We start from the raw sequence: 24,459 nt of genomic DNA, 5'->3' as shown, positions 1-24,459 counted from the left end.
CACCGGTTTCAGTGCGCTACGGAGTTTACAGACGGACCCGCCGGAGACGAAAACGGGGCATGGACTCGGCGGGTCGGGACTCCCCACGCAGGTCTGCCCTACGCGCGCAGGTGCCGCCGAACCGGGTACCCGATCCGAGAACCTTCACGGAATTTGATTGAATGCAGTTTCACCGCTTCGCGGTAATTCACGTACTTGAAATAGTTTTATGGTCTCCTCTTTTGGGCTCGCAAATTACAAACAGATCGGGGTTTCCTTGATGCGTACGGGTTTGAAGCGGTTGATGACAGTCGGAACCGCAGTTGCAGTGGCCTTCACACTCGCGGCGACGCCGGTGGCACAGGCCGACCCGGCACCGGGACCGAACCCATTGGCGGCCATCGAGGCAACCCCGGCGGCACTGTCCAATGACCTCGTCGCGCAGCTCGAATCAGCCAACAGGCAGCTCAGCAGGCTCGGCTTCGCCCCCTTCTTGTGGCCGACCGCCGCCGTCAACTGCTCACAGGCACCCGGCACACCCCTCGGGGTTGTGCCGGCAGTCGCCGGCGCGATGTCGGGGCCATACACCCCTGGACTCGGATATCTCGCCCTTCAGAATTCCGCCGATCCGACAAGGCCTTTTGACTTCAATGCCGTCAAGAGGGGCGAAGTTCTCTACGGATTCTTCCCGGCAGGCATCGCCAACGACAGTGCGAACAAATCCGGCATGAATGTGGGTTGGTTCAACGTCAATACAATGCAGGGTGGATTTGTCCCGATGGGCAGCCTGTCCGGCGCAATCCTGACGCCGATCAAGAACCAGGTCGCCAAGCTCCCTGCACCGCAACAGGTCGCGGCCCGTGCCGCGGTGGCTGCGGCGGAGACCGTCCTGAACCGATTCCCCCAGGCGGGATCAAGGGCAGCAGTGGTCAAAACCGGCCAGGGCATGGTGTTGTCCCTTGTCGTCGGGTCGGTCACCCATTCGAGCGGCACCTGCTACTTCCTGCCGACCGTCGGACTCCAGGACGTCGACTGACGATCGGCTGACCGCTCAGACGAGTTCGGCCTCCACCGTCGTGCGATCCAGCGCCGGATCGGTGCCGAGGACGTAGGTCGATTCGGTGTGGGGAACCGTTGTACCCTCGGCCACCCGGGCCTTGGCTTCCTCGAACTCCGGCGTCGAGCCCATTGCCGCGTACAAACCGTTGAGGGACGTCCATACCGCGGTCCGGCGCGCGGTGCGCTCCAGAACGTTCGGCGGCTTGTACATGACGAGTTGAGCCGCCCAGCTCGGCATGGTGTCGCGGATGGCCCAGTCGACGGCGCCCTGCATCGGGTCGGTCAGGTTGTTCCCGGTGGCCATCGCGTTGCCGTGGGTCAGACCAAGTTTCGGCACATAGGACTTCAGAAGGTCCAGCGTCTCGGCCTTGGTGGTCGGCAGATCGTCGCCACCGAGGGCGTGGCCCACCCGCACGAACTCGCCGTAGTACCGGTCGAGTGCTTTGCCGCGCAACGGCCGCGGGTGATAGATCTCGTGCGCGGTCGCGATACCCCAGACCACGGTTGCGTAGTTCCAGCGCAACCACTCTGGATCGTCGGCGTCATAGGGCAATCCGTCGGGCCGGGTTCCCTTGATGGTGTGGTGCATCGACCGGACGGTCCGCGCCAGCCGCTCGGCGGTTTCCGTGGAGCCATAGGCGGTTCCGATGAAGAACGCCACCGAATGGCCCAACCGCACCGAGAGGCCGGCGGGGTCGAGCTGCCCGGTGGGCAGGCCCGACTCGTCCTTCCCGACCAGCCGCGAATGATGCATTCCCATCCAGAAGATGCTCGGGTCGAGGCGCTCGAGATAAGACGCGCACTGCAACCCGAAGATCAGGGCCGGGGTATGCGAGTGGACGTGCCACACCGCGCTGTCGGGCCCGAACCATCCCGGATCGCCTTCCGGACCGCCGAACTCCATTCCCCGGAAATAGTGACTGCGAATATCGCGGTCGAAACGGTGATTGATCCACTGACCAGCAATTTGATGAGGCAACGGTGGCAACATCGAGCATCCCCTCCCACGTGTGGATACGTATGTGACCAGAATAGTGTTTGGTGACACCTGTGACCAGAAGTTCGAAATAGTGGTCCCGCCGGACGTATGCTGCGGTCATGTCGACCCCCACCCGCTGGGCCGGTGTTCCGCTGAATGATCGCCGCACCGAGCGGCGATCACTCCTCGTCGAAGCCGGATTCACCCTGTTCGGCGCGGGCGGTGAAGCTGCTCTCTCGGTCCGTTCCGTCTGCCGCGAATGCGGCCTGAACACCCGCTACTTCTACGAAAGCTTCACCGACACCAACGACCTCCTCGGCGCGGTGTACGACCACGTGGCCGCAGGTCTCGGCGTAACCGTCGAGCATGCGATCGAGAACGCCGCCGACTCGGTCCGCGACCGGACCGCTGCCGGTATCCGGGCGGTGCTCGGTTTCAGCTCCGCCGACCCCCGCCGGGGCCGGGTCCTGTTCACCGACGCCCGGGCCAATCCGGTACTCATCTCACGGCGGGCGCTCACCCAGGACATGCTGCGCGACGTCGTCCTCGCCGAAAGCGGGCAATCGCATCCCGACTCCAGCCCGGTCGCCGCTCGGGTCGGCGCCTCGATGTACACCGGCGCCATGGCCGAACTCGCCCAGGACTGGCTCGTGGGAAACCTCGGCGACGATCTCGACGCGGTGGTGGCCCACGCCGTCCGGCTCGTGCTGCGCGCCATCCGCGCATAGGGGCAGGGGTTCGAATCCCCTTAGTGCCGCTTCCTTTCGAGTTTCCCGATCGGCCACGCAGTCCCTGCGCATTCGATAGCGTCGAGTCCATGTCATTTCCGGAAACCGAAGCGTCGCTCGATCAGGACACCCTGTTCAAACTCCTTGCCATGGAGGAGATTCGGCAGTTGAAGGCTCGCTATTTCCGGATGCTCGATACCAAAGACTGGGCCGGGTTCACCGCGGTGTTCACACCCGACGCCGTCTTGGATTCCGGCGCTTGGACGATCACCGGCGCCGACACCATCGCAGACCGGGTCTCCGCCTCACTCGAGGGCATCACCACGGTGCACCACGGCCACACCCCGGAGATCACCATCGACTCCCCGACCACCGCACACGCGATCTGGGCGATGGCAGACGAACTACACGCAGGCGGCAACCCGGAAAAGGGCCTTACGGGGTCCGGTCACTACCACGAGGAATACACCCGCACCGGCGACGGCTGGCAGATCAGCCGATCGAAGTTGACCCGCCTACACATCTCACCGCTGCCCGGGGGCTTTCACGTCGCGATCCCCGGCGACAGCTGAAAAAGCAGACCTCTACAGCTCTGAAGAGAGCACATACGGAGAAATCCGGGGCACTGTGGCGCGTCGGCGATGAATTTCTTGGAACCTCAGGGTCATCCCTTATAGATCGACGCTCCATTTTGGTTCAAGATGGAGAACGTCGATGTAAACCGTCCCATCTGCCGCAGCCCCGGAGGCCGCCATGGACCGTTATACCGCATTCATCATTCGCCGCCGCTGGCTGATCATCGGAAGCTGGGTGGTTGTCCTGATCGGCGCGATCTTCGCCGCCTCGATGTGGGCCGGACCAACCACCACATCCTTCACCTCGGACACCCGCACCGAATCCGGCCGGGCCGCTGAGCTTCTGGAGCAAGCAGGCCAAGAGAAACAGGCAAATGCGACACAGATAGTGATTGCCGCACCCGACGTCAACGGCGGAGTACGAAACCCAGAAGTCGAGGCCGCGGTCTCCACGCTGGTGGAGGAGATCACCGCCAGTTCCCCCGAGGTCAGCGTCACCGACCCCTATGGACCCCAGTCGCAGATCTCGGCCGACGGCCGAATCGCAGTGGCCCCACTTGACGTCGGCACCGGAACCGACGCCGAGGTGCAAGACCGGATCGACGACATCAAGACAATCGCCGAAGACAACCAAATAGCCGGTGTCGACGTCGAATTCAGCGATCCACGCTTCGACGACGCACCCCCGAACGGTACAGCCGAGGCAGTCGGCGTATTCCTCGCGTTGCTCATTTTGCTTGTCGCATTCGGATCCGTTGTCGCAGCGGGACTTCCGATCCTGTCGGCGCTGTTCGGCGTCGGCATCGGCGCATCCGTTCTGATCCTGGTGCAGAACTTCATGGATGTCCCGAACTTCGCCATCTCATTGACCTTGATCATCGGTATCGGCGTCGGTATCGACTACGCGTTGCTCATCGTCACCCGCTTCCGATCCGGAATCCACGACGGACTCGATGTCAACGACGCCGTGACCATCGCGATGCTCCGCGCCGGCCGATCCGTGCTGTTCGCAGGCGGCACCGTGATCATCGCAATGTGCGGCATCCTCATCTCCGGAGGGGACATCGGCCCAGCCCTGACCTTCGCGGCCATTGCCGGCGTGCTGGGCACCCTCATCGCCTCGGTGTCCCTACTACCTGCACTGCTCGCTGTCATCGGCACACGCATCAACCGGCTCTCGTTGCATTGGCTCCGTAAACGTAGGGGCAAAGACCCCGACAAAGCGCTGGAAGGCGTGTGGGCGAAGAGGTGGAGTGCCCGTATTCAGGCGATGCCGTGGGTTGGCGTCTCGGTCGCGTTGCTCATCCTCATCGTCTTGTCGATTCCGGCGTTCCAGCTTCGGCTCGGATTTTCCGATGCCGGTAACCGAAACACCAGTGCCACCACCCGCGTCGCCTACGACTACGTCACCGAAGGCTTCGGCGTGGGTGCCAACGGGCCGCTGATCGTGGTCGCCGACTACCCGGCAGGCAGCAATCCGCAGTCCGAACTGGAGGCTTTGCGCACCGCCATCGCCGCCGATCCCGATGTTGCGGAAAATGGTGTGGACCAAGCGTTTCCGGTGGGACAAACCGACGGACGGGAGATCTCGATCATTTCGGTGAACCCGGCCAGCGGCCCACAGGACGAGGCCACCACAGAGCTTGTGGAGCGCCTGCGTGACAAAACCATCCCCAACGCGCTTGGATCCGATTCGGACGTCAATGTCCAGATCACCGGCCAGAGCGCCGGATCCATCGACTACGCCGAGATCACCCTGGATCTGCTTCCCTGGACCATCGCTGCGGTGCTGGCAGCAGCATTCGTTCTACTCGTGCTGGCGTTCCGGTCGATTGTCGTCCCGGTCAAAGCCGTGATCGTCAACGTCCTGTCGCTCGGCGCGGCCTACGGCGTGATCGTTGCCATCTTCCAATGGGGTTGGGGTGCGGAGATCTTCGGTGTCGGCCGGCCTGGGCCGATCGACAGCTGGGTTCCGATGATGCTGTTCGTCACCGCGATCGGACTGTCGATGGACTACGAGGTCTTCCTGGTCTCACGAATCAAGGAACGCTACGTACACACCGGCAATCCCACCACGTCGGTCGCCGAAGGTCTCGCGAGCACAGCCCGGGTGATCACCTGCGCGGCGCTGATCATGATCTGCGTGTTCATGTCGCTGGCATTCCTGCCCGACCGCAGTCTGAAGATCCTGGGCGTCGGCCTGGCCGTGGCCGTTCTCATCGATGCCAGTATTGTCCGACTGTTGTTGGTGCCCTCGACAATGGAGATCCTGGGCAAGGCCAATTGGTGGTTCCCGACGTGGCTCGAGTGGATTCCACGACTCGACGGGATGCATCAGGACGAGGACCAGCCAACTCCCGACCAGACGCCTAAGGTCGGCGATAAACTCACCCAGTGAGATCAGTCGAACCATTGAGCGCACCGATCGGTGCCGCGGAGGCATTGCGCCGCATCGCATTCCTGCTCGAACGAGCCCGCGAGGGGACCTACCGCGTCGAGGCATTCCGCAAGGCGCTGAAAGTCGTCCAGAAACTGGCGCCGGACGAATTGCGCACGCTGGTGACGGGCGGCCGATTGACCGATCTTCCCGGCATCGGGAAATCCACTGCCACGGTGATCACCCAGGCAGTCAACGGAGAACTACCCGACTATCTGAAGACCTTGCAGGAGAATGCAGTTGCATCCCTGGCATCCGGTGGCGACGATCTCTACGCGTCGGCTCGTGGCGATCTGCACTGCCATTCCGACTGGAGCGACGGCGGATCGCCCATCGACGAAGTGGTCCTGGCCGCAATCGAACTCGAGCACAGCTGGTTGGCCCTGACCGACCACTCCCCTCGCCTCACCGTGGCCAACGGACTGTCCGCCGAGCGCCTGACCGAACAGATCCGTGTCGTCGACAAGATGAACAGCGCACTGGGCGATCGGTTTCGGCTGCTCCGCGGCATCGAGGTCGACATCCTCGACGAAGGTTCACTGGATCAGACCGACACCATGCTCGACCAGCTCGACATCGTCACGGCCTCAGTGCATTCCAAGCTGGCCATGGATTCCGGGCCGATGACACGGCGGATGGTGGCCGCCGCCCACAACCCATACGTGAACGTCCTGGGACATTGCACCGGTCGCTTGGTGACCGGAGGTCGCGGCAAACGCGCGCAGTCAAAGTTCGACGCCCACAAAGTATTCGAGGCCTGCGCCGAGTCGGGAACCGCAGTCGAGATCAACTCACGACCCGAGCGTGTCGACCCACCCGACGATCTCATCCGGATTGCCATGGACCTCGGTTGCCTGTTTGCCATCGATTCAGATGCCCACGCGCCCGGTCAGCTCGACTTCAAGGCACTCGGCTGCGAGCGCGCAGAAAGCCTCGGAATCGATCCCGACCGCATAGTCACCACTTGGCCTTTGCCGCGACTTCTTGAATGGGCGGGCGGCTCGCGGCGATAATCCACGCGCGGCCCTGATTCATCGGGGGCAAAGTCGACGAGTCCACTTCTTCGAAGTGAGAATTTCGTTTGTCGTTTTGCGAAAAATGACGTCAATTTTGATCTTCTGTGTCAGAATCAAAACCCTGCGGGAGCGGAAGTTCGATGCCGACACAGACGGGGTGGGGGGTTTGCGCCAAAGTGATTCTGGCCGTCCTCGCCCCCGACCCACAGACGACAGTCCTGGTTGCGAAACAGCCAGATTGACGCCACCGAGCGTGCTTCGTCCACCACCGGGTGAGCCCTTCAGGGGAGCATTCGAGTCCGACGAAGCACGCTCAACGGCGTTGAGGCCTGCCAACTATTTTTCGACGGCGATTTCTGCTCCGAGCTCATATCCCGGGGCCATCGGCAACGTATCGCCGCTCCAGAACCGGCCAGGGTCAAACCAATTCGAGCGCTTGTCGGTCTCGAGTAATCCCATCGCCTCGTAGGTCATCGCGACGACCTCGGCACAATATGCGGTCTCAAGGCCGGTCTTGTCTTCGGATTCTCTACGTTTGCTGATCCGCTTACGCACCGTTTTGTCCAGCACCGGCACACCCCTGGTGAGGTCGGCGGCCGTGGGTACCCGCCCCTTGAACCACCGGCCGGCGAGTTTGGCGGTCGTCGGAAACGCGGTGCCGTCCATGCGGGCAATCACCTTGAGCAGCAGATCCTCCTGCTGCCGACCCGCATACGGCGTGATCTGGCGAATCCAGCAGCGCTGGCCATATTTGTCCATCCACTGCAGCGCCGCCTCACGCGCGTCATTGAGCTGGACACCGCGATGATTCGTCCCCGTCCACATGTCGGTCAGCTTGTTGCCGAGTTCGGCATGCCACATCAACGGCGGCAGGTCGTCGAGCACAACCGCCATCGCCACATGGTTGACCGGGCTGTTGGTCAGAGCCTGGATCGCCCGGTCGGGCCCAGACCTGCCACGAAACAGCCATACGTCCCCGGTACGGGTGGACTCGAGCGCCTTGTCGAGGGTGATCGCCTCGGTCCTGTTCGGATGCACACCCGAAAGACTAAACGCCGCAGGCATCACCGGCGCGACGCAGCGGTTATCACCGGCGCAACGATTGTTCGACGGCTATTGTTCGACGGGTGCACAGTGCGTGGAAATGGATCGGACTCGCGGGCGTTGTCGGGGTGGCCGCCGGTGGGGTGTTGGTCGGCCGAGATGTCCGCCAGCGAAACTCATATACGCCCGACGACATTCGGGCTCGGCTCCACAAAAGATACGAAGAAGCCGGGGCGTCCGACGAGTCCCCGTGACGTTTGTCCGGGGATTCGACTCAGGCGAACCGCGCAGCCAATGCCCGTAGCGTCGCGCTGATCCCGTCACCGTTCTTCTTGTCGAACCCCATGACCTCGAGCATCTTCGGCGATTTCGCGGTCGAATAGTCGAAGGTCTCGGTGACCTTGGTGGTGGTCGGCGATATCTGCTGCAGTTCCCAGCGCCAGCGGTGACCGAGCGGATGCTGCCATTCGACCAGCTTGTCGTCCTCGAACGCGGTCACTCTCGAGGTGATCTTGTACGGGAATCCGTACTGCTTCATCCCGACGCTGAATCTGGCGCCCTCGCTGAGCCTGTCCGGCCCCTTGACCGGGATGTCGCGCACCGTGCCCGACCCGTCGAGTTCGGGATGCCGGTGTGGATTGGCCACTAGTGCAAAAACCTCGGCCGCAGGCGCATTCACCACAACCTGGCGTGCGACCTTGCGGGGGCCCACATCAATTGTCGACACAGCAGCATCAGTCATGACGCCAACCTACTCCGATCCGACCGCACGTCAGGCGACATCGAGGGGCTTTCCCACCTCGCCCTCCCACTGCCCGTCGCCGATGCGGCACAGTAGGGAACATGGACGGCGAAACACCGAAGGCTCCGGGTTCGAGATTCTGGGAGACCGGCGATCCCGAAGCGATCCGCGCAAACATCGTCGCCACGCTGGAGAACTTCGACCACAACTCCGCCGAACTCGACGGCACCCGGGCAGCAGCCGTGGTGCTCGCGGTGACCAGTCGTGACGGCGAATACGGCATCTGGCTCACCAAACGTCCGTCGAAGATGCGGGAACATCCAGGCCAGTTCGCGCTGCCCGGTGGTCGCATCGACCCGGGTGAGGACTACGCCACCGCCGCGCTACGTGAACTACATGAGGAACTCGGCGTCGAAGTCGATCGCGCGGATGTCCTCGGCCGGCTCGACGACTATGTGACCAGGTCGGGATACATCATCACCCCCATCGTCTGCTGGGCCGGACCCGACCGCGAGACCACGCCGAATCCCGGAGAAGTCGCCCACCTGTTCTTCATCCCGATGAACGACCTGCAGGTCGAACCGCGGTTCGTCACCATCCCGGAATCGGACCGCCCGGTGGTCCAGATGCCGTTGCTCGGATCGCTGATCCATGCCCCGACCGGAGCGGTGATGTACCAGTTCGCCGAGGTTGTTCTCGGCGGTCGCCACACCCGCGTCGACCAATTGGAGCAGCCGGTGTTCGCATGGCGCTGAGATGCGGGAGACAATGGTCTCACCAGCTCCGATCAGGTTTCCCACATCCCGACCTCGGGTAGGAGTACCAAGTGACTACATCTGTGGGTTCCATCGCGCGGACCTTGCCCCGAGCCTGCGGTCCGTTGTCGTCGACGGTCATCGCTGCGCTGACCTGTCCGGCCTCGTCGTCGGCAGGCACCAATTTGTCGGTCGACACCGGCGACAGCGACCCTTACGGCCTGGACCTGCAACTGGCCCTGTACGTCTGCTACGAGCTGCACTACCGCGGGTTCACAGACGTCGACGATGACTGGGAATGGAATCCCGACCTGCTGCGGCTCCGGGCCGAACTCGAGCGCCGCTTCTCCGCCGCACTGGTCGCCGACATCGATCTCACCGGCAGTGCCGGTGACGCAATCAGCGCACTACTGACCGAACCGGCACACGGCAGCGGTCCGTCGTGGTTCCTCAAGGAGCAGGGCACCTGGGATCAGATGCGCGAGTACTTCATCCATCGTTCGATCTATCACCTGAAGGAAGCCGACCCGCACGCGTTTGCGATCCCGCGCCTGACCGGGCAGGCCAAAGCATCGTTTGTCGCCATCGAGTTCGACGAATACGGCGGTGGTCGCGGAGAACACGTGCACCAGAAGCTGTTCGCCGATCTGCTCGAAGCCGCCGACCTGAACTCCGACTACCTCGCCTACATCGAACAGGTGCCTGGTGAATCCCTGGCCCTGGTGAACGTGATGTCTATGTTCGGACTGCACCGCAACCGGCGGGGAGCAACAGTCGGACACTTCGCGGCCACCGAAATCACCTCGCCGCCAGGGTCGCAGCGACTGGTACACGCGCTCGAACGCCTTGATGCCCCCGATGCCTGCGTGCACTTCTATCGCGAACACGTCGAGGCCGACGCCATGCACGAACAAGTCGTCCGGCACGACGTGATCGGCGACCTACTGGCCCGCGAACCCGACATTGAATCCGACGTCGTGTTCGGCGTCAAGGCGTTCCTGTACCTGGAAGACAAACTCGCCGATCATCTGATGGCTTGCTGGACCGACGGCCGGACCTCGCTCCTCAACCCAACCGGTTGAGGACCGAGGTTTCAATCCGCTTTATTCGCTGAGCTTTTCCGTCGGTGGCTGGTGTCGCACAGCGGAAAGTTCTTGCTGCGCTTGCATGCACAGATGGCCACCATGAACCGGTCCGACTCGACCACCCGGCCATCGGGCATCTCGATACTCACCGGTCCCTCCACCATGAGCGGGCCTCCGGCCACCACCCGGACCACCCGCCGATCGACCGGTGAGGTCATGCGTCCGAGCCCGGCTTGTCCGCGCGAATCACACACAGTTCTTCAAAACGATGGCCCGGCTCCAGCATTCCCACCGTTTCGAGCCACCGCGCATTCGTGTTCATCACCGGTCCGAACGGAATCTGCAGACGTTCGACAACACGCGCATTCAATCCGCCTGCACGCAACATCGTCACGGAACGTTCGACATCGGCGAACTCGGATTGCACCAACAGAAGTGTGCCCTCGTCGGCCAACAGATCCGGGGCGACGATGCACAACGGGTCGAGCAGCGAACGACCGTCGCGGCCACCATGCCAGGCGCGGGTAAGCCCCACTTTCCCGGGCAGCGCGTTGCTGTCCGGTACATAAGGCGGGTTGGACAAGACCACGTCGTACGGTCCGTGCGCGAGCGCTTCCGGTAGCGATCCCTGGCGCGCGTCGACCTCCACACCGAACGCGGTTGCGTTGTCGAGGGCACAGGCGACCGCGGGCGCGGAGATGTCGAAGGCCGAGACATGACCGGCACCCAGCACGGCGGCTCCGATGGCAAGCACGCCACTGCCCGAACAGAGATCCAGCACCCGCCGCCCCGCGACGAGGTTCCGCTCGGCCAGCGCCGTCAGCAGCAGTCGCGAATCATCCTGAGGTGCATACACACCAGCCGGTACGCGGATGGAGTCGTAAACCGTTGCCACGTCGATCACCGGATCGTTGGTGTTGTCGGTACGAACTGTCGGCAGTGGCTGCGCTGCGACCATTATTCGGGCTCCTCGTCGATCTGCGGTTGGTCGACCACCACCAAGGCTCGCGCGGTGGGTCGTATACGTGGAGATTCCCTGTCATCTCACGTTGTAAACACCAACGCGTCGACCCCGCGCATCGCCGCACCAGTTGGCACGGAAACCGCCAGGCCCAGCGGTTTGTGTCATACAACGCATCCTTTGTACGATCTCGAACGAATCGGTTCGGCCACTGTCGGTCAACCGGGATGGGCACGAGGGATGGCAATCGAGAGCAGCGACACCGAACAGAAAGAACCGGTGTCGGCGATCGACCGGTATTTCAAGATCAGCCAACGCAATTCAACCCTCTCCCGCGAGATCCGTGGCGGTTTGGTGACGTTCTTCACGATGGCATACATCGTGGTGCTCAACCCGATCATCATCGGCGGCGTTCCCGGCAACTCGAGGAATGCCGACGTCCTGGGCAACGTCCTCCCCCTGGCCCAAGTGGCCGCTGTCACAGCACTGGTTGCCGGCATCATGTCGATCGTCTTCGGACTTGTCGCCAACTATCCGTTCGCGATTGCCGCCGGCCTCGGCATCAACAGCCTGCTCGCGGTGTCCATTGCCCCGCAGGTCACCTGGCCCGAGGCCATGGGACTGGTGGTGGTCGACGGCATCATCATCGTCCTGCTGGCGGTCACCGGTTTCCGGAGTGCGGTCTTCCGGGCGATCCCCAGTGAGCTCAAGGCCGCGATCGCGGCCGGTATCGGCGCGTTCATCGCCTTCATCGGCTTCGTCGACGCCGGATTCGTCCAACGTATCCCCGATGCCGCAGGCACCACCGTGCCGGTGAGCCTGGGCATCAACAACTCGGTCGCCACCTGGCCCGCCCTCCTGTTCGTATTCGGGATCCTGCTCATGGGGGTTCTGGTGGTCCGCAAGGTCCGCGGCGGCCTGCTCATCGGAATCGTTGCCACCACCGTCCTGGCGATGATCATCGAGCAGATCGCCGATCTCGACTCGACGATGACCGACCCCAAGGGATGGAGCCTCAACATCCCGGAGATCCCCAGTTCCATCGGCGATGTGCCCAATCTGAGCCTGGTCGGTGACGTCGACGTTTTCGGCGCCTTCACCCGCATCGGCGTGCTGTCCGCCTCCGTCCTGGTGTTCGCGTTGGTTCTGTCGAACTTCTTCGACGCCATGGGGACGATGACCGGGCTCGGCAAGGAAGCCGACCTGGCCGACGAGGACGGAAACCTGCCCAACATCGGTAAAGCGCTGGTCGTCGAGGGCACCGGTGCCATCGCCGGTGGTATCGGATCAGCATCTTCCAACACGGTGTTCGTCGAATCCGCCTCCGGTATTGCCGAGGGTGCCCGCACCGGACTGGCCAACGTGGTCACCGGCGTGCTGTTCCTGATCGCCATGTTCTTCACGCCGCTGTACTCGATGGTTCCGCTCGAAGCCGCGGCCCCGGCCCTCGTGGTGGTCGGCGCGATGATGATCTCGCAGGTGCGCGACATCGACCTGACCCGCTTCGAATACGCGTTGCCGTGTTTCCTGACGATCGTGGTCATGCCGTTCACCTACTCGATCGCCAACGGCATCGGCGTCGGATTCATCTCCTGGGTGGTCCTCGCGACCGCCCGCGGCAAGGTGCGCACCATCCACCCGCTGCTCTGGTTCGTGGCCGCGATCTTCGTCCTCTACTTCGCGAAGGAACCGATCGAGAACCTGATCGGCTGAGTTGCCGTTCGCCGGCGTGATGGGGTTGGCAGCGGGCGAGAGTTTTATTTAGTTGGTTCTGTGCAACTAACGTGGTGTGGTGCATGAGAGACGAGAGATGACCCGGGCGCGTTCGCGAACGCTGCCTGCGATGTTCTCGTCACTCGGGGTCCGCAACTATCGGCTCTGGGCAAGTGGCCAGGTCGTCTCGCTGACCGGCACCTGGATGCAGCGCATCGCACAGGACTGGCTGGTCCTCGAACTCTCCGGCGGCAGCGGGGTCGCGGTGGGCATCGTGATGGCCCTGCAGTTCGGCCCCACCGCCGTACTGTCCCTTCCCGCCGGTGCCCTCGCCGACAGGTTCGACAAGCGCAAGCTTCTCATCGGCACCCAGGTCGCGATGGCACTATGCGCGCTGATCCTGGGTGTGATCGATGTCAGCGGGGCCGCAACCCTGCCGATCGTCTACGTGCTGGCTTTCGCGCTCGGATGCATCTCGGCGATGGATGCCCCGGTCCGGCAGTCGTTCACCATCGAGATGGTCGGCCCCGAACAGCTGCCCAACGCGGTCGCACTGAGCTCGCTGACGTTCAACACGGCCCGCATCACCGGCCCCGCGCTCGCCGGGCTGTTGATCACACTCTTCGGCACCGGTCCGGTGTTCCTGATCAACGCCGCCAGTTCGGTGGCAGTTCTGGCCGCACTCGTGGCGATGCGCAGCAGTGAACTGGTGCGCGGTGCGCGTTCGGTCACCGATCGCTCGATCCGCAGCGGCGTTCGTTACGTCCGCAGACATCGCCACCTCATGGTGATACTGGCGACCATCTTCATGGTTTCCACGTTCGGCCTGAACTTCCCGCTGTCCCTGTCACTGCTCACCGCCAACACCTTCGAAGGCAACGCGGGCGGCTACGGATTGCTGGCGACGATGCTCGCGGTCGGCACCCTGGCCGGCGCTCTGGTCGCGGCACGACGTACCAAACCCGTCCGTCTGCGACAGTTCTTTGCCGGAGCGATCGCCTTCGGGATCCTCGAAGTCGTCGTCGGGTTCATGCCCACGTTCACGTTGGTGGCCTTGATGTTGATCCCGGTCGGCGTTGCCAACATCGCCTTCAGCACGGCCGCGATGAACATCATGCAACTGTCGGTCGATTCGGACATGCGTGGTCGCGTGATGGGCATCTACATGCTCTGCTTCCTCGGCGGAACACCCATCGGAAGTCCGCTACTCGGCTGGCTGGCAGAGATCACAGACCCGCGCATGCCGCTGATCCTCGGCGGCATCATCAGCGCGATCTCGGCCACCGTGTGCGCCATCGTCCTTCTGAAGGTCACTCATCAGCGCCCCACATTGGAGCGCGGAAAGCTGAGTCTGTCCACAACAGAGACCGTCGGCTGAAGGACTGCCCGACCTACGGTCGAGAATTCGCCCCCACCCGCACGGATCGAGTGCGATCCTGGGTGCGTGATCGATGTCGAACGGCCCAAGCTCGAGGGCAACGTCGCTGTCGGTGAAGGTCGGCGCATCGGTATCGCCGAGTTCGGTGCCGCCACCGGCCGGGCCGTCTTCTGGTTGCACGGCACACCCGGTGCCCGGCGACAGATCCCGATCGAAGCCCGGAGATACGCCGAAAGCGAGAACATCCGGATCATCGGCCTCGACCGTCCCGGCGTCGGATCGTCGACCCCGCACCGTTACGGGTCCGTCCATGCGTTCGCCGACGACGTCTCGACGATTGCCGACATCCTGGGTATCGGACGCTTTGCCGTGATCGGACTGTCCGGCGGTGGCCCGTACGCGCTGGCCGTCGCCGACGCGATACCCGAGCGGGTGGTGGTCACCGGCATCCTCGGCGGGGTCGCGCCGACCCAGGGTCCGGAGGCGATCGACGGCGGTGCGATGGAGTTCGGCAAGCTGCTCGCGCCGCTGCTCCCGACGCTGGGGATGCCGATCGGTCGGGTGCTGAGCTCATTTCTCCGTGTGGCCCGCCCGGTGGCCGAACCCGCCATCGGACTCTACGGTCGCTTCTCCCCCGCCGCCGACCGCGAACTGCTGCAGCGTCCCGAATTCAAGGCCATGTTCCTCGACGACCTACTCAACGGCGGCCGCAAACAAATGGAAGCACCGTTCGCCGATGTTGTTGTGTTCTGCCGTGATTGGGGCTTCTTGGTCAGCGATATAACCGGACCGGTGCGATGGTGGCACGGCGATCGCGACCACATCATCCCGCACGCACATGGCGAGCACGTGGTGGGATTGCTGGCCGACGCGAAACTCGTCACCATGACCGGGGAAAGCCACCTCGGCGGACTCGGCATGGCCGTCGACATCCTCGCCGAGCTGATGAGCGTGTGGGATCAGCAGACCGGGATCCTCATCCCCTGACCCCGCTCGCCGTACACATGCGGGACGTACGCTGTTCTCGGGTCTCGATCAGATACCTCGACCGATCAGAGAGGCAAACGATGTCCGACTGGGTGCGCAAGATCAAAGAAGAAGCCAAGGAGTTCGTCGCGTCCGCCGAGCAGGAACTGACCGTCCTCGAAGGTGTCGACGGAGTCGATCCGCTTGACCCCGACCACGACGAAGAGGACGAGGAGAACCCGAAAGAGCCTGCCTGAACCTTCGATTGAGCGACACATGGGCCCGTTCGACGGCACTTTCGGCCCGCTCGACGATCAGGACGGGTACGGCAGCGCTTGTCCGCCGCGCTGGTTGAGCATCACCGTCATCACGCCGATCTCTTCGGACTGCTCTTTGACCATGGCTGTCGCAGCCCGCCGGATCGCGGGATCCCCGGCCTCCTGGCTGGCGTGGGCCGCCATGTCGATCCCGCCCTGATGATGACGGATCATCAACTGCAGGAACAGGATCTCCGCCTCTACGCCCGCGGCGTCGTGCAACGCTGTGAGCTCGTCGCCATTGGCGGTACCCGGCATGGCTGTCGCAGTGGAATCGTCATGCCCGGCCGGGGCCGTTCCATCGGGCGCCGCCTGGGCCGTCCCCATGTGGCCATGGTCTTCCGGCTTCATCCAGCTCATCGTCTGATCACTCTGCAACGGCGCATCGAGCATCTGCAGCCATCCGGTCATCTGGCCGATCTCGCGCCACTGGGCGGCCTTGAGCTGATTCACCAGGCCACGTACATCCGGCGAACTGTCGACCGACATCATGTCGGTCATCATGATCGCCTGCTGGTGATGCGCCGACATGTCCTGGGCAAAACCGATATCCACCGCGGTAGCTTCCGTCTGTGGCTGCGCGGTGTCGTTATCGGGGCTGATGGCCAGCCCGATACCCAGTCCGATGATCAAGGTGATCACCAGAGCCGAGGCGGGCCACCACCAGCGACGAAGGGTTGATTCGGTCACCGCGGCGGGTACACCGAGGGATCCAGCTGCAAGGTCATGAACCCATTGTCCATGCACGTCACCCACAGTTGGTCGCCGTGGAACTCCGGGGGTGACAGACACCAATCGGCCGAGAGGTCGCCGCCTGCCAACCGGTTCTGATCGCTGATGATCCCATCTGCGCGCGCTTCCCCCTGCAGCACTGCGCGGGCCACCGCGAGCGTGCCGAGAATTGCCGGCAACTCGACCGAACCGAACAACGCATGACTCGAATTGGTGAGCTGCCCGACCTTGCCACGCTGTGCCGGAGGGTTGAAGTACGCGATCTCTCGGAAATGATCAGGATCTCTGATGTCGAAGACCCGGATGCCCGACTGAATCCAGCCACAGGCCATGGCAGTCGGATCGACCCGGCGATCGATGGCGCAGTAGTGCGCGTCGTAGCCGAAGACCCCGTTGCCGGCCGTACTCTGCGCCCAGCGGTTCGCATTCTCGGGCAGGTTGATCGCCAGCTTGATGGCGTTGCGCTGCGTGAGATTTGCCGAGTTGCTCGCGTCGAACAATTTGACGCCGCCCGAACCGGCCTCGTCGACCGAGAAGAGAAATGGCCGGCCGTCATACGTCGCGTAGATGTTGTGCTGCGTGACCTGACCATCGGCCCAGTACTTCTCTCCGAGATGCGGCATCAGCTGGGGCACAATGGTTCTGGGCTTGCGGTTCTGAACATCGGTGACGTCGATGACCGTCAGTCCGAACAGGTTCGCCAAATATAGGGTGTTGCCATCGGGCGAGAATCCCATGCCGTGGGCTTCGACTCCGGTGATCCCCGACCAGACGATCATCGGGTTACGAGGATCGGTGAGGTCGACGGCACTGAGATACCCCGGAGCGATACCGGATGCCCAGTAGGTGTTTCCGTCCGGCGAGAAGTCGCCCTCGTGGGTGGTGATCGGCATCGGCATGCTCAATTGGGAGCCTGCGCCGGTGTTCAGCAGTCGCGGGTGGGCGCAATCGCCGGAAATGTCGTAGACCGAGATGTAGCCGCCGCCCTCGAGAATCCCGACCCCGGTCCCGACCAGGAGACCGCGTTTCTGGTTGACCTTCAACGACTCCCACGTGCCACCCACCATGGCTGGTTCGGTGAGCACCGCGGAGAGTTTCGGGGTTCGCGGATCTGACGCGTCAATGACTTGCACCCCCGGATTTGGTCCGAGGAAGCTTGCCGGAAATGTCGACCCGGTGTACGAACAGTTCTTGTAGGTGGCGCTGACGATGCCGGCGCCCTGCCCCTGATACTGCCCGATCAGATCGAGGTTGCAGTTGTAGCCCTGGGTGCTGCGCCCCGACTTGCGGTCGGCCAGCGGGACTTCGCCCTGGATCCCCGTCTCCACCCGGTCGCCCTCGCGACACGAGGCCGGCGCAACCGCGGTCGGCCAGACATCGGTGAGGTCGTTGTAGCCAGGCGGTGCTGTCGCGACGGCCGGACCGGCCACAGCCAAGCCGGCCAACACCATCGTCATCGTCACCGCAACCCGACTCAAAGCGCGAACGATTTCATCCCGCGACACGTGTCCCCCTCCGGACGCACCACATTGTGCTGTCGCGGACAGTACCGCCGAGAGGTCCGGCGAAGGGGGGATTTGCCGATTCTGGCGTCAGTTGATGACAGGCAGGCTGTTGGCCAATGCAGTGAGTTCGTCCACCGTGGTCCCGGTGTCCACCGCGCCGAGTTCGATATAGACGCCGGGATGAGAGTCGACCGTCAACCCGATCCACTTGGTCTCTCCGACAGGGTCACCCACCACGGCTCGACCCCCTTGCCAGGTGGTGCTGCGGACATCGGTCCAGCCACGGATCTCCGTCATCCGCGACTCGAGCTGCTCCGGGCTGACATAGAAGTCCGTCCAGAGGTCGTACTCGGTGCCGTCGACCTCCAGGGCACATCGGAAGCCACCCTTGATGAACAGTTCACCCGAGCCGTCACGGTCGGTCCCCTCTTCGGGAGGAAGGGCATCGAACCTGGTCTCGCACATCATCGCGTTCCAGCCTTCCTCAGACGGAGCGGCAGGAAGCAGTTCGGCGAGTTCCGCCGCAGGTTGCGCAAGCAAACCCCACCCGGCTCCGACCTCGACGGTGGCTCCGGCGCTGGGTTCTGACAGCCGGCCCTTGTCGTCGACCGCTCGGACCGAATACTCGACCGTTGTCGAACCTTCCGGAGCGACGGCGGAGGCGTCGGTGAACTCACGATCCGAACCCGTGTACACAACCTCGGTGCCCCGACTCAGCAAGAACGACTCGGCATCGGAATCCGCAGACCATGTCACCTTCACCACGCCACCTTCCTGGGCGGCCTTGATGCTGGACGGCTCCGCGACATCTCCTGCGCCCCGGACAAAATAGGTGACCGCCATTGCGACCACCAGCGCCACGACCGCACCGACCACCACCAGTGGCCACGCCCAGCGCTTCACAGCGGGAGCTCATCGAGTACGGCCGCGGCATCGGCATTCTTGCCGTTGTCCATGACCACCGAAACGTCGTACTTCTCGAGATCGGGGTCGTCGAAAGCGAAGAGCAACGTGCCCGCCCAGTCGCTCTTCGGTCCGTCACCCTGGTAGAGCAACCCGCGTACACCCTTGTCGGTGGTGACCGTGGCCGTCTGAAGGTCCAGGCTGTTGAGGTAATCATCCCGCGCCTGCTTGGATTCGAACTCCCGCAACCGCACCGAGTACTCACCTTCGGTGGAATGACACAGGATGGTGCCGGTTTTGGGAACATCGGCGTCGACCGATCCGACACCACCCCAGCACGCCTCCCCGGTGACGGTGTCGGTCGACAGCGGGCTCGGACCCACGATGTCTCCGAAGGCCGCCGCCAGCTCCTCGACCCCATGCCAGCGCTGCGTCACCACGACTTCCCCACTGGCCGGACCATATGGGGAGGCATCGCGGTCGCCGGAACGGGCCGACACCGAATACGTGTATGCACCCGGTAGTGGCACCGGCTGCGAATACCGGGGATCACTACCGACGTAGATGACTGTTTCTCCTTGGCGCAGCGCGTATTCGGAAGCGCCGTCGACGGCAGGCCAGCTGATGTCCACCGCGGTCTCACCGACTTCTGCGGTGGGTTGTCCCGGCGTGGCAAGCGCATCGCCACCACCGAACATCAACAGCCCCACAACAACTCCGACAACCACAGCGAGAGCCACGATCGGGCCTGCCATCACCGGAGCACGCTTGAACCACGGCGGCTTGTGCCCCGGCCCCCCGGAGGCCGCACCAAAGGGGACGAAGCCCACACCCGGCGGACCTCCCGGTGGCGGTGTGGTCTGGCTGTAATTCGGATACTGCCCGCTCGGCACCTGCGGACTCGATGGCGACGAATGTCCGCCGACCGGCGGGCCGCCCTGGTACCCCGTGCCACCACCGGAATGACCGGGATTTGATTGGTACGGATTCGACTGGGGCCGAACCAGATTCGCCGACGGTGGATAGGTGATCGCGGCCGTCGCGGGCGCCGGGCCATGATGACCCGCATGGGACGGACCTGGTTGCGGCAGAACCACATTCCCCGGGATCGGCGCAAAAGCATGTTGTGCCCGGGTGCTCTGTTGAGCCCCGCCGCCCTGCAATGCCTCTTGCGCAGCCTCGGCGAGTTCTCGTCCGGAGTTGAATCGGTCGGCGGGCTTTTTGGCCATCGCCCGGGCGATCACCGCAGCCATGGCCGCCGGGACCGCGGGATTGGCAGCCGCCGGATTGGGCGGCGGGTTGAACATGTGCGCAGCCATCAGCCCCTGACTCGTCGGGGCATCGAACGGCGCTGTGGCCGTGAGGAGTTCGTAGAGGCTGCAACCCAGCGCGTAGATATCGGCGCGGTGATCGATCTCCTCCCCACCTACCTGCTCGGGCGCGCTGTACCGCAGCGTTCCCACCGTCATACCGACCGAGGTCAGGCTGCTGTCGGTTTCCTGCGCCATCCGCGCGATCCCGAAATCCGTGAGTTTCACCGCGTCCGGATTCATCGGATCGGAACCGGGCGTGATCAGGATGTTGCCGGGTTTGACGTCGCGATGGAGAAGTCCTTTGCGATGCGCGTAGTCGAGACCGTCGGCGACCTTCGCGATGATCGTGACCGCCAGACGCGGGTGAAGCGGTCCGCCCGACAGCATTTGGGCCGCATCCGTGCCGGGCACGAACTCCATCGCGATCCACAACTGGCCCTCGTGCGTGCCACGATCGAGCACATTCACCAGGTTCGGATGACTCAGCGGCGCGACCAGGTCTGCCTCGCGCTCGAACCGTGCACGGGTGTCCGGGTCGCCGCCGTAGGTGCTGTTGAGAAGTTTGATCGCGTCGGCGCGCGGAAGTCGCGGGTGCTGGGCCTTGTAGACCTCACCCATTCCGCCACGGCCGATCAACTCGAGGATCTGATAGCCACCGATGTGAGACCCGATCGCCACACTCATAGCCACTCGACCTTTCTCGTCACCCGCCGGCGGCGAGATGCGGTCGATACTATCGACAGCCGCCGATGGCACACCAGGACTCGAACAGCGATTAGTCCGTCTGATCGATCACGAAGAAATTCCCCGCCCAGCGGATTGAGCACATACGCTTACTCTCATGAAATCTGCCGGATCCCGGTTCCTCGTCGGCGCTGCATTGATCGGGGCTGCGCTGCTGACGACGCCGACACCCGCCATGGCCGGCGATCAGAGCACAACCTGCACGGCCGACGCGCAACGCGTCGGGGCACAGACGTACGTTGCCGCGCTTGCCGATCCACGACTCGCCTACGACGTACCACTGGCGGAGGACGTCATCCGATTCGAGAACGGACTGCAGACCGGCTTCTCCGGGTCGTTCATGAAAGCCGAACTTGCTGCCCACCTGCAGTACGGCGGCATCACCGGAATCAGGAACGCGACGTGGCGCCAGCACGGCAATCTGGTGCGATCGGTGTACGACCTCGACTACGGCTTCGCCGGTGTCGACCTCGCCGGAGCCACCGTCGACGAAACATTCGCCTTCGACGACCAGTGCCGGATCAAACGGATCGATGCGACGATCACCGTCCACCTCGCCTGAGCGGCAGCAGGCGGACACCTTTGACGACCAGGGGAGACAGAGCAGATGGGGCAGTTCACCAAGGCTGAACTCGAGTCGGAGTTCAGCAAGTTCAAGGCGGTCAACGACGCGGTCGCGGTCACTGGCGACTGGAATCGGTGGGCCGACCAGTTCACCGAGGACGCCGACTATGTCGAACACGCGCTGGGCACGTTCAAAGGACGCGAGGAGATCCGGGCGTGGGTCAACAAGACGATGGGACGCTTCCCCGGGAATCACATGGTCGGATACATCTCGTTGTGGCACGTGATCGATCCCGACACCGGCCGGGTGATCTGTGAGATCGACAACCCCATGCGTGACCCCGGCGACGGCAGCGTCATCACGGCCACGAACATCACGATCCTGACGTACGGCGGCGACGGCCTATGGGCAAAAGAAGAAGACGTATACAACCCCGCAGAGTTTGCCCAGGCGGCCAAAGCCTGGTGCAATAGGGCGCAGGAGCTGGGAAATCTCACCGAAGAGGCTTCTGAATGGCTCATCAAGTTCGGTAAATATGTCTGAAGCCCCGCGTTAGCTGCACCACAATCCCACAATGTCAGGTAACACTGACTTGCGCGGGCACGACGCCCCTGAGGTACTGATAACAGCTGGTGTGGCGCCGCTTTTACTGGCCGAGCGCGCCGCGCAACAACTTGGGTGACGGCATCACGATCCCGTACCCTGAAGCCTTACAGCCTAGCCCTTCCTGGAGGAATATCTGATGGCACGCGAGTTGACCCAACTTGAGCTACTGAAGGAACTGTCACCGGCGGCCGAAGAAAACGTCAACCGCCACCTGCGCACGACCAGGGATTGGCATCCCCACGACTACGTGCCGTGGGACGACGGCCAGAACTTCGCCGCGCTCGGTGGCGTCGACTGGGATCCCGAGCAGTCGCAGCTCAACGAGGTTGCCAAGGCCGCCATGGTCACCAACCTGCTGACCGAGGACAACCTGCCGTCCTACCACCGCGAGATCGCCGAGAACTTCTCGATGGACGACGCGTGGGGCCACTGGGTCGGCCGTTGGACCGCGGAAGAGAACCGGCACGGCATCGTGATGCGTGACTACCTCGTGGTCACCCGCGGTGTCGATCCCGTGGCCCTCGAAGAGGCCCGCATGATCCACATGACCAACGGCTATTCGCCGCTACAGGCCGCCGGCGACCGCGCCGACGAATTGGGCGAAGAGGCAGCAGGCATCCTCCGGTCGGTCGCATACGTGACCTTCCAGGAACTTGCCACCCGCGTCTCGCACCGCAACACCGGCAAGGCCTGCAACGACCCCATCGCCGATCGGATGCTGCAGCGCATCGCCGCTGACGAGAACCTGCACATGGTCTTCTACCGCAACATCTGCGGTGCAGCCCTCGATCTGGTCCCGGATCAGGCGATGAAGGCGATCTACGAGATCGTGTCCAACTTCCAGATGCCCGGCGCCGGCATGCCCAACTTCCGCCGCAACGGTGTCCTGATGGCCAAGCACGGCATCTATGACCTGCGTCAGCACCTCGAAGAGGTTGTCCAGCCCGTCCTGCGCAAGTGGAACATCTTCGAGCGCGACGACTTCGGACCCGAGGGCCAGAAGCTCCGCGAGGATCTCGGGGCCTTCCTCGAGAAGCTCGAAGCCGACACCCTCAAGTTCGAAGAAATGCGTGATCGTTCGCTGGCGCGCGAAGCCGCCAAGCGCGAAAAAGCCGCTGCCGCTTCCTAAACAGAAAATCACTGAACTGACCGCGCTACTGCCAGACACCGTCACCACCCCGACCACGGGTCGAGCTCCGGCTACGCCTCCGTCTCCCGCCCTGCGGATCGGGTCCATCGAGCTGTCCAGCCCGGTGGTCCTGGCCCCGATGGCCGGGGTGACCAATGTTGCCTTCCGGACCTTGTGCCGCGAACTCGAACTCGCGCGCACGGGCACCGTCGCCGGACTCTACGTCTGCGAGATGGTGACCGCCCGCGCGCTGGTCGAACGGCATCCGGTCACGATGCACATGACCACCTTCGGTCCGGAGGAAAACCCCAGGTCAATGCAGTTGTACACGGTTGATCCCGAGTACACATACGCTGCCGCGAAGATGATTGTCGACGAGAATCTCGCCGACCACATCGACATGAACTTCGGCTGCCCGGTCCCCAAGGTCACCCGCAAGGGTGGCGGTTCGGCGATTCCGTACAAGCGCCGACTGTTCGCGAACATCGTTGCCGCGGCGGTCCGCGCCACCGAGGGCACCGACGTCCCGGTCACGGTCAAGTTCCGGGTCGGCATCGACGAAGACCACCACACCCACCTGGACGCCGGACGTATCGCGGCCGCCGAGGGCGCGAAAGCTGTTGCGCTACACGCACGTACCGCGTCACAGCGCTACTCCGGCACTGCCGACTGGAACCAGATCGCACGCCTCAAGGAACACGTCACCGATGTTCCCGTACTCGGCAACGGCGACATCTTCGAACCCACTGACGCCACCCGGATGATGTACGAAACCGGCTGTGACGGCGTGGTCATCGGCCGCGGCTGCCTCGGCCGCCCGTGGTTGTTCGCCGAATTGAGTGCCGAATTGAACGGCACTCCAGCCCCAGCCGCCCCAAATCTCGGCGAAGTGGCGCAGATCATTGTCCGGCACGGCCAACTCCTCGCCGACCATCACGGTGAGTTCAAAGGCATGCGTGAGATCCGCAAGCATGTCGCCTGGTACCTCCGCGGGTTCCCCGTGGGTTCGGAACTCCGCCGCGAGATGGCGTTGGTCGAAACCGTCACTCAGCTGGCCGACCTCGTCGGACAATTGCCCGCTGACGTGCCGTTCCCCGACGACGCACACGGTCCGCGTGGCCGCCAGGGGTCACCATCGGCGGTGGCACTCCCCGAGGGCTGGCTCGACGATCCCGACGACGAAGCGGTCCCGGCAGGGGCCGAGGTCATGCATTCGGGCGGCTGAATC

At 63.5% G+C, this 24,459-nt stretch carries 24 protein-coding genes; 15 read left to right on the top strand and 9 right to left on the bottom strand.

Annotation, left to right across the window (positions count from 1 at the left end; all coding sequences use genetic code 11):
* Positions 1-259 precede the first annotated feature (259 nt).
* A complete protein-coding gene (locus AC1TPF_RS22575; protein ID WP_482140639.1) occupies positions 260-1,015 on the top strand; it encodes a hypothetical protein in 756 nt (251 codons plus the stop codon).
* A gap of 15 nt (positions 1,016-1,030) precedes the next feature.
* Here AC1TPF_RS22575 and AC1TPF_RS22570 read toward each other — a convergent pair whose 3' ends face one another.
* Positions 1,031-2,029, bottom strand: coding sequence for an oxygenase MpaB family protein (locus tag AC1TPF_RS22570; RefSeq protein WP_482145365.1), 999 nt, complete (start codon positions 2,027-2,029; stop codon positions 1,031-1,033).
* Positions 2,030-2,136: 107 nt separating this feature from the next.
* On the opposite strand from AC1TPF_RS22570, the gene AC1TPF_RS22565 reads away from it, so the two are divergent.
* The 4 genes from AC1TPF_RS22565 to AC1TPF_RS22550 all read left to right on the top strand — a co-directional run bounded on the left by AC1TPF_RS22565 (position 2,137) and on the right by AC1TPF_RS22550 (position 6,770).
* Positions 2,137-2,745, top strand: a complete 609-nt coding sequence (locus AC1TPF_RS22565) for a TetR/AcrR family transcriptional regulator (protein ID WP_482140643.1) — start codon at positions 2,137-2,139, stop codon at positions 2,743-2,745.
* A gap of 89 nt (positions 2,746-2,834) precedes the next feature.
* Positions 2,835-3,317 carry a nuclear transport factor 2 family protein gene (locus AC1TPF_RS22560; protein WP_482140644.1) on the top strand — a complete coding sequence of 161 codons (483 nt, stop codon included), beginning with the start codon at positions 2,835-2,837 and terminating at the stop codon, positions 3,315-3,317.
* A gap of 181 nt (positions 3,318-3,498) precedes the next feature.
* Positions 3,499-5,718: an MMPL family transporter gene (locus AC1TPF_RS22555; RefSeq protein ID WP_482145364.1), complete on the top strand. Its 2,220-nt coding sequence runs from the start codon at positions 3,499-3,501 to the stop codon at positions 5,716-5,718.
* A complete protein-coding gene (locus AC1TPF_RS22550; protein WP_482145363.1) occupies positions 5,715-6,770 on the top strand; it encodes a PHP domain-containing protein in 1,056 nt (351 codons plus the stop codon). The genes AC1TPF_RS22555 and AC1TPF_RS22550 overlap by 4 nt, the downstream gene beginning before the upstream one ends.
* Before the next feature lie 339 nt (positions 6,771-7,109).
* Here AC1TPF_RS22550 and AC1TPF_RS22545 read toward each other — a convergent pair whose 3' ends face one another.
* On the bottom strand, positions 7,110-7,838 hold the full coding sequence (locus tag AC1TPF_RS22545) for a guanylate cyclase (RefSeq protein ID WP_482140650.1): 729 nt from the start codon (positions 7,836-7,838) through the stop codon (positions 7,110-7,112).
* Positions 7,839-8,091: 253 nt separating this feature from the next.
* Positions 8,092-8,559, bottom strand: coding sequence for an SRPBCC family protein (locus tag AC1TPF_RS22540; protein ID WP_482145362.1), 468 nt, complete (start codon positions 8,557-8,559; stop codon positions 8,092-8,094).
* A 101-nt stretch (positions 8,560-8,660) separates the two neighbouring features.
* Between AC1TPF_RS22540 and AC1TPF_RS22535 the strand changes: the two genes are divergently transcribed.
* On the top strand, positions 8,661-9,314 hold the full coding sequence (locus AC1TPF_RS22535; RefSeq protein WP_482140654.1) for an NUDIX hydrolase: 654 nt from the start codon (positions 8,661-8,663) through the stop codon (positions 9,312-9,314).
* Between the two features lie 71 nt (positions 9,315-9,385).
* Positions 9,386-10,396 (top strand): iron-containing redox enzyme family protein, encoded by a 1,011-nt coding sequence (locus AC1TPF_RS22530; protein WP_482145361.1) that lies wholly within the window; start codon positions 9,386-9,388, stop codon positions 10,394-10,396.
* Between the two features lie 11 nt (positions 10,397-10,407).
* On the opposite strand, the gene AC1TPF_RS22525 is transcribed toward AC1TPF_RS22530, so the two are convergent.
* Positions 10,408-10,617, bottom strand: a complete 210-nt coding sequence (locus AC1TPF_RS22525; protein ID WP_482145360.1) for a CDGSH iron-sulfur domain-containing protein — start codon at positions 10,615-10,617, stop codon at positions 10,408-10,410.
* Positions 10,614-11,357, bottom strand: a complete 744-nt coding sequence (locus AC1TPF_RS22520) for a HemK2/MTQ2 family protein methyltransferase (RefSeq protein WP_482145359.1) — start codon at positions 11,355-11,357, stop codon at positions 10,614-10,616. Before AC1TPF_RS22520 ends, AC1TPF_RS22525 begins: the two co-directional genes overlap by 4 nt.
* 243 nt (positions 11,358-11,600) lie before the next feature.
* On the opposite strand from AC1TPF_RS22520, the gene AC1TPF_RS22515 reads away from it, so the two are divergent.
* The 4 genes from AC1TPF_RS22515 (at position 11,601) to AC1TPF_RS22500 (ending at position 15,674) form a co-directional block, all read left to right on the top strand.
* Entirely contained in the window at positions 11,601-13,073 is a 1,473-nt protein-coding gene (locus AC1TPF_RS22515) for an NCS2 family permease (protein WP_482145358.1), read from the top strand.
* Positions 13,074-13,203: 130 nt separating this feature from the next.
* Positions 13,204-14,451 carry an MFS transporter gene (locus tag AC1TPF_RS22510; RefSeq protein ID WP_482145563.1) on the top strand — a complete coding sequence of 416 codons (1,248 nt, stop codon included), beginning with the start codon at positions 13,204-13,206 and terminating at the stop codon, positions 14,449-14,451.
* A gap of 66 nt (positions 14,452-14,517) precedes the next feature.
* A complete protein-coding gene (locus tag AC1TPF_RS22505; protein WP_482145357.1) occupies positions 14,518-15,438 on the top strand; it encodes an alpha/beta fold hydrolase in 921 nt (306 codons plus the stop codon).
* 80 nt (positions 15,439-15,518) lie between these two features.
* Positions 15,519-15,674 (top strand): hypothetical protein, encoded by a 156-nt coding sequence (locus AC1TPF_RS22500; RefSeq protein WP_482140665.1) that lies wholly within the window; start codon positions 15,519-15,521, stop codon positions 15,672-15,674.
* A gap of 57 nt (positions 15,675-15,731) precedes the next feature.
* Here AC1TPF_RS22500 and AC1TPF_RS22495 read toward each other — a convergent pair whose 3' ends face one another.
* The 4 genes from AC1TPF_RS22495 to AC1TPF_RS22480 all read right to left on the bottom strand — a co-directional run bounded on the left by AC1TPF_RS22495 (position 15,732) and on the right by AC1TPF_RS22480 (position 20,871).
* Positions 15,732-16,424 (bottom strand): DUF305 domain-containing protein, encoded by a 693-nt coding sequence (locus tag AC1TPF_RS22495; protein ID WP_482145356.1) that lies wholly within the window; start codon positions 16,422-16,424, stop codon positions 15,732-15,734.
* Positions 16,421-17,923: an LVIVD repeat-containing protein gene (locus tag AC1TPF_RS22490; protein WP_482141436.1), complete on the bottom strand. Its 1,503-nt coding sequence runs from the start codon at positions 17,921-17,923 to the stop codon at positions 16,421-16,423. Before AC1TPF_RS22490 ends, AC1TPF_RS22495 begins: the two co-directional genes overlap by 4 nt.
* Positions 17,924-18,058: 135 nt before the next feature.
* Entirely contained in the window at positions 18,059-18,874 is an 816-nt protein-coding gene (locus AC1TPF_RS22485; protein ID WP_482140669.1) for a hypothetical protein, read from the bottom strand.
* On the bottom strand, positions 18,871-20,871 hold the full coding sequence (locus AC1TPF_RS22480; protein ID WP_482145355.1) for a serine/threonine-protein kinase: 2,001 nt from the start codon (positions 20,869-20,871) through the stop codon (positions 18,871-18,873). The genes AC1TPF_RS22485 and AC1TPF_RS22480 overlap by 4 nt, the downstream gene beginning before the upstream one ends.
* Before the next feature lie 157 nt (positions 20,872-21,028).
* On the opposite strand from AC1TPF_RS22480, the gene AC1TPF_RS22475 reads away from it, so the two are divergent.
* The 4 genes from AC1TPF_RS22475 to dusB all read left to right on the top strand — a co-directional run bounded on the left by AC1TPF_RS22475 (position 21,029) and on the right by dusB (position 24,456).
* Entirely contained in the window at positions 21,029-21,493 is a 465-nt protein-coding gene (locus AC1TPF_RS22475) for a DUF8021 domain-containing protein (protein WP_482140673.1), read from the top strand.
* A gap of 45 nt (positions 21,494-21,538) precedes the next feature.
* Positions 21,539-22,039 (top strand): nuclear transport factor 2 family protein, encoded by a 501-nt coding sequence (locus tag AC1TPF_RS22470; protein WP_482140675.1) that lies wholly within the window; start codon positions 21,539-21,541, stop codon positions 22,037-22,039.
* A 199-nt stretch (positions 22,040-22,238) separates the two neighbouring features.
* Positions 22,239-23,231, top strand: coding sequence for an acyl-ACP desaturase (locus tag AC1TPF_RS22465; protein ID WP_482140677.1), 993 nt, complete (start codon positions 22,239-22,241; stop codon positions 23,229-23,231).
* Between the two features lie 91 nt (positions 23,232-23,322).
* Positions 23,323-24,456: a tRNA dihydrouridine synthase DusB gene (gene dusB, locus AC1TPF_RS22460; protein WP_482145562.1), complete on the top strand. Its 1,134-nt coding sequence runs from the start codon at positions 23,323-23,325 to the stop codon at positions 24,454-24,456.
* Positions 24,457-24,459 lie beyond the last annotated feature (3 nt).

The organism is Williamsia sp. Y853, assembly GCF_056786495.1.
The sequence above is the reverse complement of the archived record's forward strand: the minus strand, read 5'-3'. Positions and strand labels throughout refer to the sequence as shown.